The organism is Mycoplasma sp. 2045 (genome assembly GCF_024582715.1).
In the GTDB taxonomy this organism is placed as follows: Bacteria; Bacillota_I; Bacilli_A; order Mycoplasmatales; family Metamycoplasmataceae; genus Mycoplasmopsis.
In genome coordinates, this window is sequence record NZ_CP102083.1 from 73,730 (window position 1) to 88,935 (window position 15,206).

Sequence of the window (15,206 nt, forward strand, 5' to 3'; positions counted from 1 at the left end):
TTTTACAGAGAAAGGTGATCTAATTATGTCTTGAGTAAAAACAGAAGAAGAAATTCAAAAGATTACCAAATCTTGTCAAATCTTGGCAGAAGTCAAGCAAATAGTTTGAGACTTTGTAAGACCAGGGGTTTCTTTAAAAGATATTGATCAATTGGCTTTTAAAGAAATAATCAAACGTGGAGCCAAACCTGCATTTAAAGGTTATCAAGGTTTTCCAAGTACAGCATGTATATCAGTTAATGAACAATTGATCCATGGAATACCTACAAATCGCATCGTAGAAGAAGGTGACATTGTTAGTGTTGACTTAGGATGCATCTGAGAAGGTTTTTATAGTGATAGTGCCTTCACTAAACCAGTCGGAAAAGTTTCGCCTCTAGATCAGAAACTTATTGATGTAGCTAAAGGAGCTTTTGAAGCTGGATTAAAAGCGATTAAAAAAGGTGCTAGAACAGGTGATATATCTTATGCAATAGGTGAATATATCCATAAGCACGGTTTATTTACACCAAGAGACTTTTGTGGTCATGGAATCGGAAGAAGATTACATGAAGATCCTAATATTTTCAATGAAGGTAAAAAAGGAACTGGTCCATTACTTAAAGATGGTATGGTAATTTGTATTGAGCCAATGATTGCCCAAACTAATAAATTTATTCAACTTAGAGATGGGTGAACAATAGTTAGCGCCAATAATACAAGAACAGCTCATTATGAACACACTGTACTTATCAAAAATGGAAAAGGAATCGTGTTAACGAAAGGAATCTAATTGGCAAAAGATGCTATTAAAATAAAAGGTGTTGTCAAAGAAGTTTTTACAATTGATGATTATTCAGTAGAACTTGAAAATGGCATCACAATTAAAGCTCATATTTCTGGAAAGATGAGAATTAACCACATTCGTATCTTACCAGGTGATTCAGTTGATGTCGAAGTAAGTCCTTATGATACAACACAAGGACGTATTACTTACAGACACAAGTAATAAGGAGAACTAATGAAAGTTAGAGCAAGTGTTAAAAAAATGTGTAAAGACTGTAAAATCATTAAACGTAGAGGAATTATCCGTGTTATTTGTGTTCAACCAAAACACAAACAAAGACAAGGGTAATTGTTAGAAAGGATTTTAAATGGCTAGAATTTTAAACGTCGAAATCCCAAACAATAAACGTGTTGTTATTTCATTAACATACATTTATGGAATTGGAAGAACATTAGCAAAAGAAATTTGTAAAGTAGCAAACATTAGCGAAGATGCTCGTGTAAAAGATTTATCAGAAGAAGAATTATCAAGAATTCGTGAAGCAGCTAAAGTTTACACAACAGAAGGTGACTTACGTAGAGAAGTTTCATTAAACATCAAACGTTTAATGGAAATCAAATGCTACCGTGGAATGAGACACCGTAAAGGATTACCAGTTCGTGGACAAAGTACTCAAAAGAATGCTCGTACACGTAAGGGTCCAAGAAAAACTGTAGCAGGAAAGAAAGGTAAATAATAATGGCTCGTAAAACTAAGAAAAAGAACATTACAAGTGGTGTAGCACACATCCACTCAACAAACCAAAACACAATTGTTACTTTTGCTGATGAAAACGGGAATGTTATTGCTTGAAGTTCAGCAGGAGCAATTGGATACAAAGGTACTAAAAAGAAAACTCCATATGCTGCTGGTTTAGCTGCTCAAGCTGCTGCTGAAGCTGCTAAAGAACACGGAATCAAAACAGTTAAAGTTGAATTAAAAGGTCTTGGAGCTGGAAAAGATGCTGCTAGAAAACAAATCGAAGTTAGCGGTATTACAGTAACAGAAATCAAAGACGTTACACCAGTTCCACACAACGGAACAAGACCACCAAAACGTATCTTAAAACGTGAACGTATGAAAAAATAATTCAAAAGAGGTAAACAATGGAAAAAATGAAAAAATTGGTTTACTTAGATAAACCTGTAATCCACAAAAGAGATGATGTTGCTGAAACAACTTTTGTATTAAGAGGTCTTGAAAGAGGTTTTGGTAATACATTAGCTGTTCCTTTAAGAAGAACATTATTATCAACAATTTCATCATTAGCACCATTTGCAGTTAAAATCGAAGGTGTTGATCATGAATTTCAAACAATCAAAGATGTTACAGAAGATGTTATTACTTTATTAATGAATTTACGTAAAGTTCGTTTTGCTTACAACCCTAACGTTGTTAAAGACAATGAAATTGTAAAAGTTACATTACAATCAGAAGCTCCTGGAGAAGTTACTTCAAGATCACTTAAAGTAGTTTCGCACCCAGGTGTTCAAGTTATTGATACAAACATTAAGTTAGCTACAGTTATGAATGCTAAGGCTCTTAATGTTGAAATTTACTTACGTTCAGGACGTGGATTTGTTTCATTTGATGAAAACAAAGCTTACATTTCTAAACGTAAAAAAGATGATTTAGCTCCAATGAGTGACATTAAAAAAGGTGAATTTATCGCTGTTGATTCAAACTTCTCACCAATCAAAAAAGTTTACTACAACATCAAAGAAATGAACTCAGCTTCAAACAGAATTGAAGAAGAACTTGAGTTTAACATTGAAACAGATGGAACAGTAGATGCAAAAGATGCTCTTAGACAAGCAGCTGACATTTTAATTGGTCTTCTTGAAGTAATCGGAGACACAGATAAAATGAAAGTTGATATCTTTGAAGAAATCGTTGAAAAACCAGAAGAAAAACAAGAAGATGACATCGATATTTCACAAATGAACTTATCAGTTCGTTCAGCTAATGCACTTAGAAAAATTAAGAAAACTAAATTATCACAAATTAGAGAACTTACAGTTTCACAATTAGAACAAACAAAGAACTTAGGTAGAAAATCAATTCAAGAAATCATTGATAAAGTTAAAGATTACGGTTTTGAATTAAGAGAAGGAGATGAGTAATATGGCAAACCCAACACAAATCTATTCACGTGACACTAAATGAAGAAACGGTGTGATGCGTTCACTTGTTAGTGAATTATACGTAAACGGAAGAATTGTTACAACTTTAACAAGAGCAAAAGAATTAAGAAGACACGCTGAAAAAATGATTCAAAAAGCTAAAAACCCTACATTAGCAAACAGACGTGCTGTTGCAGGTTTCTTACGTCCAATTAAAACTAAAGATGGTAAAGCTGTATTATCATACTTATTTGATGATATTGCACCAAAATACTCACAAAGAAACGGTGGATACACAAGAATTATTAAATTACCTCGTCGTCAAGGTGATTCAACACGTATGGCAATTATTGAATTAGTTTAATCTTTACTTTTTAATAATAAATATGAGTTTTATATATAGATATCAGTTTACATTCAAACTGATATTTTTTTATTTAACACTAAATAACTTAGTTATATACAATTAGCATAAAACTAAACTATTGGTATAATATAACAAACTAAAAAGGATACTATGCTTTTACACTCAATATTTTGAAAAATTAAACACAAAAAGCACCAATACACAGTGCTTTTACTAGATACTTATTCACCTTCTCAAAGGTTCTGAATAAACAAATTAATGCTCAATAAAAACATCATAATCAACTACTTATCATTTAAAAACTCAAATGATAAACACGATGTTTTTGTCTCATTTGACCAAATCCAAAAAGTCAAGCAAAACTACATACAATCTAGATTAAAAAATCAACCTAATTTAGATTTAAATCAACTTGACCTTGAGTTTGATTCAAACACAAGAAACATCATTGGTATGTACATTGCTAAAACACATAAATATGACGTTGTTGTAGGGGGATATAACACAACTTCAAAATCATTTTATCGTAGTGCTCTAAGGGTTTTAGATAAAACAACAAGCACAATTTCATCAGCAATGGTGCTTAACAAAAAGTCACAAACTTATGTAGTTTCTGATCCTTCTTTTATTATTGAGCCAACTGAAGAACAATTAGTTGATATAACTAAAAATGCTATGGACTTTAGCAAAAAAGTTCTCGATAAACCAACTGGTGCATTTATGTCCTTTTCAACAAATGGTTCAAACTCAAGTGCACAAGCTTTAAAAATGTCAAATGCAGCAAAATTGTTTTCAGAAAAATATCCACACGAAAATGTGTATGCAAGCGAAGTTCAAGTTGATGCAGCCTTAAATAACAAAATAAGAGAGAAAAAAGATTTATTCAATTACCAAGATGCTAATGTATTTGTGTTTCCTGATTTAAATTCAGCTAATATATCTTACAAATTTATTCAGCAGTTAGGTAAATTCAATGCGTATGGTCCTTTTGTTTTAGGATTTAATCAAACTGTTGCAGACTTATCAAGAGGAGCAACAACAAAAGATATAATAGGAACAATTCTTATTTCGATTTTAAACACAAACAAGGAGTAATAATGAATAAAAAAGTTTTAGTAATCAATGCAGGAAGTAGCTCAATTAAATTAAGTTTATTTGATAAAGAATCATTAGAATTAATCGCTAGTGGTATTGCTGAAAGAATTACATTACCTGAGGGAGCTATTTCAATTAAATTCAATGGTCAAAAATTCGAAAAAACAGTAGCAATGCCAAATCACGAAGTTGCTGTTAACAAATTATATGAATTAATGGAAGAAATTAACCTAATCCACCAACCAGAAGAAATTGAATACATTGGATTTAGAATTGTTCAAGGTGGTACATACTTTAACAATACAGCAAAAATCACAGATGAAGTAATTAAGATTGTAGATAAAGTTGCAATTTATGCGCCATTACACAACCCAGGAGCAGTGCAATCAATTTACGGATTTAGAAAAGTTTTCCCACACGCTAAATTATCAGGTGACTTTGATACAGCATTCCATACAACAATTAACAAAGTAAATAGCTCATATGCATTACCAAAAGAATTAGTAGAAAAATACGAAATCAAAAAATATGGTGCTCACGGAATTTCACACCAATACATTACAGAAAAACTTGCTCAAATCTTAGACAAGGAAACTGTAACATTTGTTAATATGCACTTAGGAAACGGTGGTTCATTATGTGCTGTTAAAGATTCAAAATCATTTGACACATCAATGGGACTTACACCATTAGCCGGTATAATGATGGGAACAAGAAGCGGTGACATTGACCCTTCAATTCATCAATTTGTTATGAACCAATCAGGTTTAAATATCAATCAATTCACAGATATTTTAAATAAACAAAGTGGTCTTTTAGGTGTTTCTACAATTTCTTCAGATATGAGAGATATTTGTGCTGCAGCAAACAAAGGAAATGTAGATGCACAATTTGCACTTGAACTTTACTCACAAAAAATTGCTGACTATGTAGCAGTTTATGCAAACAAAATTGGTGGTAAACCAGATGCGCTTGTTTTCACAGCTGGAATTGGAGAAAACACACCTATTATTAGACAAATGATTACAGATAAATTATTCTTCAAAAACATTAAATTAAACTCAGAAGTTAACTATGGACCAATCGGTGAATTCGCTTTAATTTCTGCACCTGATTCAGAAGTTCCAGTTTATGTAATTAGAACAAATGAAGAATTAGTTATTGCAAGAAATGCAATTAAAATTTATGAACAAAACTAAAATAGCTTTATTTCCCGGATCATTCGATCCATTTCATAAAGGTCATGAATCAATAGTGCAAAAAGCTACCGAGCTTTTTGACAAAATTTATGTTGTTGTAACTTACAATCCTGATAAAGATAATATTGAAAGAATTGAAGAAAATTTTGAAGCAATTAAAAATAAATATCAAGAAAACAATAAAGTGGTTGTCTTAAAAAACTACTTTGATTTAACAGCTGATTTAGCTCATCAATTAAATGTAAAATGACTTGTACGTAGTGCTAGAAATCAAACTGACTTTAATTATGAACTCAATTTAGCTACAGCAAATAATGCTTTAAATAATAATCTTGAAACAATCATAATAATGCCTGATTATAAAAACTCAAATATTTCTTCAACTAAAATCAGACAACAACATAAAGAACAAACAGAAAAAGCAAAACAAAACAAAAAAGGAATTTAGAACAATGTTTAAATTTATTAAATCATCTACAAACAGGACAAATTGATACGAACATCCAAATTATGAAGTTGCTTTTTGAGGTCGCTCAAACGTTGGAAAAAGTTCATTAATCAATGCAATTGTTGAAAATAAGAAATTAGCAAAAACATCTAAGACACCAGGTCGTACACAATTAATTAACTATTTTGAAAATGAATTTGGAGCAGTTTTAGTTGACTTACCAGGTTATGGTTACGCAAAAATTTCGCAAACTCAAAAAGATAAAATGATGAAGATGATTTATGAATATTTAACAGAAAGAGAAAACCTTAGATGTGTTTACTTATTAATTGATTCTAGACACGGAATTACTAATACAGACGTTCCTGAATTAAATTTTTTAATATCAAATAATATAAAGTTTAAGCTAGTTTTCACAAAAACTGACAAACTTAAACAAAAAGACAAAAACCAACTATTAAATCACATTAAAAGCTTACGTAATCAACTTGGAAACTTTGAATATTTCTTAGTTTCTTCAGAAAAAAAAGTTGGAATTGAGCAACTTAGTGATGATTTAACACAAACTCTTTCAGGAGATGAAAATGAAATTGACTAAACAAACATTAAAACCATTATTACTTTTAGGTGGTTCAGTTGTTGTTCTTGGTGGAATAGCAGCTACATCAGCATTATTGGTTAAACAATCAAAGAAAAAAACTAATATAGATTATGCAGATTTTAATCTAAATGTTACTGGTTCATTAACTAAAGATAAACATTTAGCTTCTGAATATGCAACAAATCCATTAGTTCCTATTAATGGAACAAGATGAGATAATTCAGCTTGAATTAAAGAACTTACAGCTGCTAAAATCCAAACTGAAAGTGATAAAAATCAAGTTGATAATATTAAATCATTTGAATTAACAGCAAGCAATGGAATGGTATTTAATGCGATTGCTCAAGAAGCCAAAGATCAAGGTTATAGAATTGAATTTGTTTCATATGCAAACGATTTAACAGGTACATTATTGCTTAAAATGTTAGTTAAAGATAAAAATGCAAATACAGTTAAAATTCACATTTTTGAATTAACTGGTTTCGCAACATTGACTACTAAAAATCCATATGCTAATTTAACGATTGCTACATTAACTGCTGATACTGAAAAATTATTTAAAGAATTCAAATCTTCAGACGCTTTAAAAACACACTTTGAAGCCTTAGAGCAAGATAAAAAAGTTGAATTTATTAAAAATCATTTCTCAACAAAAGAATCATCTAAATTAACTGATTTTAATTGAAGCAGTCTGCAAGTTACATTTGAGGACAAAATAATGAAATTAAGTATTTCATACAACTTAAATGTATTAGCTTCTACAAAAGAAAATTTAAGTGCACAATCAGTGTTTAATTTAGAAGAGAATAATAAAGTTGATGCTAATGTTGATTTATCATTCTTAGATGCTGTTAGACCGACAATTGAAAATTATTCATTAGTTTCAACAGGTTCATTAGATAAATCAACTCATTTAGCTTCAGAATTTGCTAGTTCTCCAATTCTTCAAATCGGTGATACAAATTGAAACAAAGATAAATGATTAGCAGAACTTAAAACTCAAAATGTAATGACTTCAGAACAAGCTGCTAAAACTGACGCAGGTAAATTATTTACATTTGTTTATAAAGATGATGCAACAACTGAAAATATCTTCTACACTATGTCAAACATCGAATTTACTTCATATGCAAATGATGAAACAGGAACTTTATATTTACAATTTAAAAAACTAAATAGTGAAAATGAAGCTGCAGAACAACATGTTTATGAGTTAACAGGATTTGCAACGGTTGCTGCAGATAATAAATATTCAACATTAATTAATAAATCACTTACATTAAGTGAAGAAAAATTAAAAGCTAACTACTCATCTATTCAAGCATTAAACGATTATGTAACTACTTTAAATGAAGAAACTAAACCTGAATTTATCAAAGCTAACTTTGATTTACAAGCCAATGATTTAGTCGCAATTGATTGAGTACAATCGACAATTACAATGACAGATAACACATTAAATGTTCATTTAGTATTCAATCAAAATGTTTTAAAAGCTACAAAAGATGATTTAACTGCTAAATCTGTATTTGCATTAACAAGTGATAATACAATTGAACTTAGTCACGACGTTTCATTTTTAAATCAATAAGCTTAATAAGTTATTTGTTTACACAATGTTCTAACAATTAGCACATTGTGTTTTTTATTACTTGTGCATAGGAATAAAAATATAGAACTAATTACAAACTACCATAAGGTAAAACTTAAAAAATGTTGTAAAATATGTTTATATTTTAAATATATATTTAATTACTAGGAGCAATATGAAAATTACTGATAAAAGAACTAAATTAGTTGCTACAATTGGTCCATCAAGTGATAACTATGATATGTTATTATCATTAGTTCAAAATGGTGTAACAACAATTAGAGCAAACTTTAGCCACGGTTCACACGAAGAACAATTAAATAAATTTACATTAGGAAAAAGAGTTTCACAAGAATTAAAAGTTCCAGTTTCTCTTATGTTAGATACTAAAGGACCTGAAATTCGTATTGGAAAAATGAAAGATGGAGCTCAAGTTGTGCAATCAGGTACAGAAATGATCATCTACACAACACAAGATAAATATCTTTCACACGAAGGTACATCAACAGAAATTACAGTTGCATATGATATGGCACAAGACTTATCTGTTGGAAACCAAGTTTTAATTGATGATGGTAAATTATCAACAGTAGTTACAGAAGTTGGAAATGGTTACGTAAAAGTTAAAGCTGAAAACACACACAAATTAAAAACAAACAAACGTGTTAACTTACCAGGTGTTGACTTCTCATTACCATTCTTAGCTGAAAAAGACATCAACGACGTTAAATTCGGAATTCAAAGTGGAATTAACTATGTTGCTGCTTCATTTGTTAACTCAGCTAAAAACGTTAAAGAATTAAGAAAATTATTAGATGACAACGGTGGAAAACACGTTCAAATCTTCTCAAAAATCGAATCACACTTAGGATGTGTAAACATTGATGAAATTATTGAAGCATCAGACGGTATTATGGTTGCTCGTGGAGACTTAGGATTAGAAATTCCTTACTACGATGTTCCATACTATGAAAAAATGTTCATTAGAAAATGTCGTGAAGCTGGTAAACCAGTTATTGTCGCAACACAAATGTTAGACTCAATGGAAAACTCACCACACCCAACACGTGCTGAAGTTACAGACGTTTACTACGCAGTTGAATTAGGAGCTGACTCAACAATGCTTTCAGGAGAAAGTGCAAACGGTTCATTCCCATTAGAGGCTGTTAAAACAATGTCAGCTATTTCAAGAAGAGCAGAAAAAGAATTCTACTCAAGAAACTACTACGAAATTCAATTAGAAAAAGTTTGAAAAAATTCAGATCAATCAAACAAACGTTCACAAATTGCTTACTCAATAGCTCAAAAAGCACAAGAAGGAAAATACAAATATGTTGTTGTTTTATCAAGAACAGGAGCTTTATTAAAAGAAGTTGCTAAATTCAGACCTAACTCAACAGTTATTGGTATTGTAAATGATCCATTATTAATCAATGCATTCGGTTCATATTCATCAGTATGAAACTCAGTTGATTCAGAATCATTATTCCCTCTTGTAAAACAAGATCACGAAAATGCTGTTTCAGCATTAGAACCATACGGAATTCAACAAGGAGATGCTTTCTTAGTTGTTGAAAACGATCAAATTACAGAACACGTTGTTAAGTAATTTGGATTAAGTAATTAATTACTAAAACACCTATGTATTAGGTGTTTTTATTTTTACCCTCAAAAAATCAATTTGCTATAATTAAAAAATTAATTAGCAAACTAATTATTCCTTACTTTTAAAACACATAATACATAATGAAAGAGAGAAAAATATGGAAAATGTAAATATTTTCGCTCTTGGAGGACAAGACGAAAACGGTAAAAACTGTTATGTTTTTGAATATAATGATGACATTTTTATAGTTAATGCAGGTGCTAAGGTGCCTTTAAATATGTCAAATGGTGTTAATACACTTATTCCAAATTTTGATTATTTAATCAAAAACAAAGACAGAATTAAAGGTTTATTCATCACAGACATTAAGAATGAAACATTCAGTGCAATCCCTTGATTATTAATGAAAATTCCTAACCTTAAAATCTATACTTCTGCATTTAATCAAGTTTTAGTTATTGACAGAATTACAAAATACGATATTCAACTTAAAAAAGGACAAGTTCAAGTTATTAGACAAAAACTTCAATTTGGTGATTTAACAATCGTTCCTTTTGGATTAACAGGTTCAATGCCCGGAAACATTGGGTTTAACTTCCAAACTAAAACAGGTGACTACTTATTTATGTTTAACTATGTTGAAGGTAACTTAGGAATTTATGGAAAAGTTTACTTCCCATTACTTGCAAAATACTTTGAAGGTAGAAAAATTGTAGCTATCGTTTCAGATGCTGGTAAATCAAACGTTTCAGGTAGAGGAATCGAAAAATATAATGCATATACCGAACTTGATGACATTTTCAAGAAAGCGAATCCTGATGAAAAAATAATTGTTGGTGCCTATGGTGAAGAAATGGTTACATTGCAACAAGTTTTAGATTTAGCAATCAAATACAATAGACCAGTAGTTCCATATGGAAAAACATATGCTGATTTATTAGATTTAATTTCTAAATTCTCAACAGTAGTGCCATTACCAAAATTAATTGACCACAGACAAATTAATAAGCATTCAAATGCTATTGTTTTAATTACTGCATCAACTGAAAGACTTTATTCACGTTTCAATAGAATTACAGAAAATAATGACGTTTATTTAAAAATCAAACCTAGTGACACTGTAATTATGTTGGCTCCACCAGTTAATGGTCTTGAGTCTGATTATGCACAAACAATGGATGAAATAGCTAAAATCACACACAACCTATTTGATATTAGTGAAAAAATGTTCTTCTACGTAAGACCTACAAGAGATGATTTAGTTTCACTTGTAAAAGTTCTTAAACCAGATGTATTCATGCCTGCTCAAGGTTTATACAGATATTTAGTTTCAGCTAGTGATTACATTAATGATGAACTTAAGAATGTTCAAGACATCAATACACTTGTCTTAATGAATGGAAAAATAGCTCACTTTATTGATGGTAAATTATTTAGTCACAATGGAAAAGTTAAAGAAGTTGGAACTACTATTATTGATGGTTTCGGAGTTGGAGACATTTCATCTGAAGTTATTTCTGAAAGAGAATTTTTAGGTAGAGAAGGTGTTATTGTAATCAATATTATGTACGATTCGAAAACACGTAACTTAACAGGACAATTACACATTAATTATGTTGGTGTTATTGATATTTCTGAGCAAGAGCAAATGACTAACTTAATTAAACAAATCGTTGTAGATGTAGTTAAATCAAATAGCTGCAAACGTATGTATGATTTAAATGAAAAATTACGTAAAACAATTAGAAAAAAAATATTTAAAGCAACTGATAAAGACCCTATGATCGCTTTATCACTTTTAGCTGTTTAGAGGTGAATATGTTTGAAAATTTAAAATGAGAAGAAGCTAAAAAAATAATTGAAGCTAACAAAGATAACGAATTAATCTTCTTAAATTTCACTACTCAATGATGTGGTGATTGTAAAATGATGAGACCTATTGTAGAGGAAATTGCCAAAGAATATGAAGGAAATCATAGAATTCGTTTCATTAATGTGGATGCTGAAGAAGCTCAATTATTCAGAGTTCCTAATACAAAATGACAAGTTTTAAAGGTTCCTACAATGATGTTATTACAAGGCCAAACTATTCAAGAAAAAGCTTATGAATACGTTCCATTTCAGATTTTAAATAACTGGATTTTAAAGAAAATTTCGTAAGAAAAAGCTCCTTGATACACGGAGAGGAGTTGCTAGAAATAAAAACAGAAATTTCGGTTTCTGTTTTTTAATTTTTACTATATCCTGAGTTTCCAAGTTAAAAGGGTTAAAAACGAAAACACCTATAAATAAGGCGTTTTCGTTTTTTGTATTTTTAATTACAATGATAGATTTTCTATAACAAATGAAAAATCTTTATATATTTTGTTTAATTCGTAATGATTTGGATCTAAATTATTAATGATTTCAACAACAACTTTACCATTTACAGTTTTAGTTGTTATTGTTATAAGTTTTAAGGCATCTATAAACATATTCATAGTTACTTTTGAATTTCACCATTATCTTCATAGAACTTTTTAAGTTTGTAAATTGAGTATTTTAAGACAATCAATGCTAAGAAACACAAGAAAACATGTGCTTGAATGTGAGAATCTTTATGAACAAACATCGGTCTAACTTCAAGCGAAGATTTCAATGTTCTAAAACCTTCTTCAATTTTTCATTGTTGTTTATAAATTTCATTAGCTCTTTGCGCTGTTAAATCTGGTATGTTGGTTTCAATCATATAGAAACCATCTTGATCAGCTATTTTTTTAATTTTAGAGTAATTTAGTTTGGCAATTGTTTTGCCTTCAACATCCATATATTTTTTCTTATATTCTGGAACAAGATCGCTTAAGCAAATTACATTATTTATTGATTTTTCTCATATTTTGATATCGAAAAAGCTCTTTTAATCTGTCAAGCTTCTCTTTGCTGGACTAAAGTAAACTATTTGTTTTCTAAGTGTTTGATTAAATCTTTTCTTTTTCTATTGTTTGCTCAAACAGATTCCACAAATCTGCTTTTTGAAAACATTTCATGTTCCAACATATAATCTTTATCTTCAATGATGAATTTTTTGTCTGCTTCGCTAAGGTTATCAATACGTTTTTGAACGATGTATTTATATCCTTTCTGTTCTAAAAATCTTAAGTTAGCATTTTGACTAATTCTCTGTCGGCAATAATTGACACGTCTTTAATTTTGTAAATTCTTTCCATTTCAATTAAAAACTTAATTAAAGTTTGTGAATCGGCAGTATTTCCTTCAAAAATTTTGTAATGAAAAGGTATTCCATTATTGTCTGTTGCCATTGCTATTACAATTTGGTCTTCATCATGTTTGCCGTCTTTTGAAAAACCTTTTTGTCTTACGCCTTTTCTTGAAAAACTTTCAAAATAAACAGTTGTATTGTCAAAGTGTAATTGTTTACTGTTTCTATTAGTTAACTCTTGTAATTTATTGTAAAGATTGAACAAAATAGTTTCTTTATTTGTTAAAAAGTATCAAAATAGTTATAAATTGATGATTTTTTAATTTCAACATTGTGTAAAAATCATTTTTGTTTTTATATTGACAAATGTAGCTTCTTGGAAAAATAATTCTGGTTCCAATGATAAATTCAAGAACTTCTTCTAATGATTTGTGCTTGCTTTTTGGCAATGAACTAAATAAGTCTAGTTCTTTGATAATTTTGTAAATTAAATCAATTCCAACATTTTTAACATTGGTTTCAACAGATGTTGGCTCTAGCAATTCAAAAAATTTGCTCTTTGCTTCAACTTTGTTGTTTGTAAATGGAACTAATTTTGCGATTGCCTTTAAATCATCAATGTTTTGCAAAGAATATTTATCTTTGATTTCTTCTCAATAGCCTAAACCGACTAAATCGCCAATTCCTTTACCATAACCTTTTGAAATTCCAATTGCTAAATAGATACCTTTTGGGTTGTTTCTTTTATATAAAATGTAATTGCTCATGCTTTAATTATACACTATTATCATTGTAATCATTGTAAAAAATAAAAATTTTTGATTTTTTACTTATATACATAGTATATAAGTAGAGTTTAAAAATTATAAAAAATGAGCTTCCAACTTGGAAACTCAGGGTTCCATTTCAGATTTTAAATAACTGAATTTTAAAGAAAATTTCATAAGAAAAAGCTCCTTGATACACGGAGAGGAGTTGCTAGAAATAAAAACAGAAATTTCGGTTTCTGTTTTTTAATTTTTACTATATAATCAATAAGCAACTATAGCTATGAATTTTAAGGTTGCCAACGTGCCAAAATGTTGTTGAGGACACGTTGGGTTTTTAAAAGGAGCTATGTTCAAAATCAAGAACAAAGGAGACAACAATGAGTAAGTTAAACATCAAAGTTAAAGGGTTTGACCACGCATTAGTTGATGCTGCTGCAAAAAGAATTTACGAAATTGCAAAAGCAACAGATGCTAAAGTAAGTGGACCAATTCCTTTACCTACAAAAAGAGATGAAATTACTATCTTAAGATCTGTTCACGTTAACAAGAAAAGCCGTGAACAATTCGAAAGCAGAACACACCAAAGATTAGTTGTAATTACCGATCCTTCTGCTAAAACTCAAGATCAATTACAAAGACTTGAATTACCAGCTGGTGTGGATATTCAAGTTAAAGTTAAATAATCAAATTTAATACCCAATTTTTAAGGAGACAATATGAAAGGAATCTTAGGACGTAAAGTTGGTATGACTCAAATCTTTACTGAATCAGGAAAAAGTGTTCCTGTTACAGTAATCGAAGTACAACCAAATGTTGTTTCAAAAGTTTTAACAAACGACAAAGATGGTTACGTTGCAACACAACTTGCTACAGCTGATAAAAAAGCAAGTAGAGCAAACAAACCTGAAATTGGTCACTTTGCTAAAGCTTCAACAACACCTAAGCGCTTCGTTAAAGAAGTTCGTGATATGTCAGGATACGAACTTGGAGATTTAATTAAAGCTGACATTTTTAAAGCAGGTGAACTTGTAGACGTTACAGGTACATCAAAAGGGAAAGGGTTCGCTGGTACAATTAAAAGACATAACCAACACATCGGGCCTAAATCTCACGGTGGAGGTGGAGGATCTCAACCTATTAGACAAACAGGATCACTTGGGGATATCTCAGGTAACCGTGTTTACAAAGGTATGACAATGCCAGGACACCTTGGACATGTTAAAACAACAGTTCAAAACTTAGAAGTTGTTAAAGTAGATGTAGAAAACAACTTATTATTAATCAAAGGTTCAATTCCAGGACCTAAAAAATCATTCGTAGTAGTAAAAGAAGCGGTTAAAGGATTACCAAGCCGTGAAGAAATTAAATTAGTAAACGTTAAAGAAGCTATGTTAATGAACGA

At 30.1% G+C, this 15,206-nt stretch carries 16 protein-coding genes and 2 pseudogenes; 17 read left to right on the plus strand and 1 reads right to left on the minus strand.

The genetic code is table 4. The annotated features are described in order from the left end of the window. Positions 1 to 25 precede the first annotated feature (25 nt). From map to NPA13_RS00495, 15 genes are all read left to right on the plus strand, one after another. Entirely contained in the window at positions 26 to 772 is a 747-nt protein-coding gene (gene map / locus NPA13_RS00425) for a type I methionyl aminopeptidase (protein ID WP_257089259.1), read from the plus strand. Beyond that, a complete protein-coding gene (gene infA, locus NPA13_RS00430) occupies positions 773 to 988 on the plus strand; it encodes a translation initiation factor IF-1 (protein ID WP_257089261.1) in 216 nt (71 codons plus the stop codon). Between the two features lie 12 nt (positions 989 to 1,000). Next, positions 1,001 to 1,114, plus strand: coding sequence for a 50S ribosomal protein L36 (gene rpmJ / locus NPA13_RS00435; protein WP_257089263.1), 114 nt, complete (start codon positions 1,001 to 1,003; stop codon positions 1,112 to 1,114). Between the two features lie 19 nt (positions 1,115 to 1,133). Next, complete coding sequence (rpsM, locus tag NPA13_RS00440; RefSeq protein WP_257089265.1) at positions 1,134 to 1,502, plus strand: 30S ribosomal protein S13; 369 nt, start codon at positions 1,134 to 1,136, stop codon at positions 1,500 to 1,502. 2 nt (positions 1,503 to 1,504) lie between these two features. Next, complete coding sequence (gene rpsK, locus NPA13_RS00445; protein WP_257089267.1) at positions 1,505 to 1,894, plus strand: 30S ribosomal protein S11; 390 nt, start codon at positions 1,505 to 1,507, stop codon at positions 1,892 to 1,894. A 17-nt stretch (positions 1,895 to 1,911) separates the two neighbouring features. Further along, on the plus strand, positions 1,912 to 2,928 hold the full coding sequence (locus NPA13_RS00450; protein ID WP_257089269.1) for a DNA-directed RNA polymerase subunit alpha: 1,017 nt from the start codon (positions 1,912 to 1,914) through the stop codon (positions 2,926 to 2,928). Continuing rightward, positions 2,921 to 3,292 carry a 50S ribosomal protein L17 gene (gene rplQ, locus NPA13_RS00455; RefSeq protein WP_323176688.1) on the plus strand — a complete coding sequence of 124 codons (372 nt, stop codon included), beginning with the start codon at positions 2,921 to 2,923 and terminating at the stop codon, positions 3,290 to 3,292. Before NPA13_RS00450 ends, rplQ begins: the two co-directional genes overlap by 8 nt. A gap of 261 nt (positions 3,293 to 3,553) precedes the next feature. Further along, positions 3,554 to 4,390, plus strand: coding sequence for a phosphate acyltransferase (locus tag NPA13_RS00460; RefSeq protein WP_257089271.1), 837 nt, complete (start codon positions 3,554 to 3,556; stop codon positions 4,388 to 4,390). A gap of 2 nt (positions 4,391 to 4,392) precedes the next feature. Next, positions 4,393 to 5,589 carry an acetate/propionate family kinase gene (locus NPA13_RS00465; RefSeq protein WP_257089273.1) on the plus strand — a complete coding sequence of 399 codons (1,197 nt, stop codon included), beginning with the start codon at positions 4,393 to 4,395 and terminating at the stop codon, positions 5,587 to 5,589. Next, positions 5,576 to 6,037 (plus strand): pantetheine-phosphate adenylyltransferase, encoded by a 462-nt coding sequence (gene coaD / locus NPA13_RS00470; protein ID WP_257089275.1) that lies wholly within the window; start codon positions 5,576 to 5,578, stop codon positions 6,035 to 6,037. The genes NPA13_RS00465 and coaD overlap by 14 nt, the downstream gene beginning before the upstream one ends. 4 nt (positions 6,038 to 6,041) lie before the next feature. After that, entirely contained in the window at positions 6,042 to 6,635 is a 594-nt protein-coding gene (gene yihA, locus NPA13_RS00475; RefSeq protein ID WP_257089277.1) for a ribosome biogenesis GTP-binding protein YihA/YsxC, read from the plus strand. Then, entirely contained in the window at positions 6,622 to 8,229 is a 1,608-nt protein-coding gene (locus tag NPA13_RS00480; RefSeq protein ID WP_257089279.1) for an MAG1430 family protein, read from the plus strand. Before yihA ends, NPA13_RS00480 begins: the two co-directional genes overlap by 14 nt. Before the next feature lie 175 nt (positions 8,230 to 8,404). Then, positions 8,405 to 9,838 (plus strand): pyruvate kinase, encoded by a 1,434-nt coding sequence (gene pyk / locus NPA13_RS00485; protein WP_257089281.1) that lies wholly within the window; start codon positions 8,405 to 8,407, stop codon positions 9,836 to 9,838. Positions 9,839 to 9,992: 154 nt separating this feature from the next. Beyond that, positions 9,993 to 11,645, plus strand: coding sequence for a ribonuclease J (locus NPA13_RS00490; protein ID WP_257089283.1), 1,653 nt, complete (start codon positions 9,993 to 9,995; stop codon positions 11,643 to 11,645). Between the two features lie 8 nt (positions 11,646 to 11,653). Next, on the plus strand, positions 11,654 to 11,995 hold the full coding sequence (locus NPA13_RS00495) for a co-chaperone YbbN (RefSeq protein WP_257089285.1): 342 nt from the start codon (positions 11,654 to 11,656) through the stop codon (positions 11,993 to 11,995). 158 nt (positions 11,996 to 12,153) lie between these two features. Here NPA13_RS00495 and NPA13_RS00500 read toward each other — a convergent pair. Beyond that, positions 12,154 to 13,801 (minus strand): annotated as a pseudogene (locus NPA13_RS00500) (IS1634 family transposase). A 380-nt stretch (positions 13,802 to 14,181) separates the two neighbouring features. Here NPA13_RS00500 and rpsJ point away from each other — a divergent pair. Further along, positions 14,182 to 14,487 carry a 30S ribosomal protein S10 gene (gene rpsJ / locus NPA13_RS00505; protein WP_257089286.1) on the plus strand — a complete coding sequence of 102 codons (306 nt, stop codon included), beginning with the start codon at positions 14,182 to 14,184 and terminating at the stop codon, positions 14,485 to 14,487. Between the two features lie 33 nt (positions 14,488 to 14,520). Continuing rightward, positions 14,521 to 15,144 (plus strand): annotated as a pseudogene (rplC, locus tag NPA13_RS00510) (50S ribosomal protein L3); the annotation flags it as partial. Between the last annotated feature and the right edge of the window lie 62 nt (positions 15,145 to 15,206).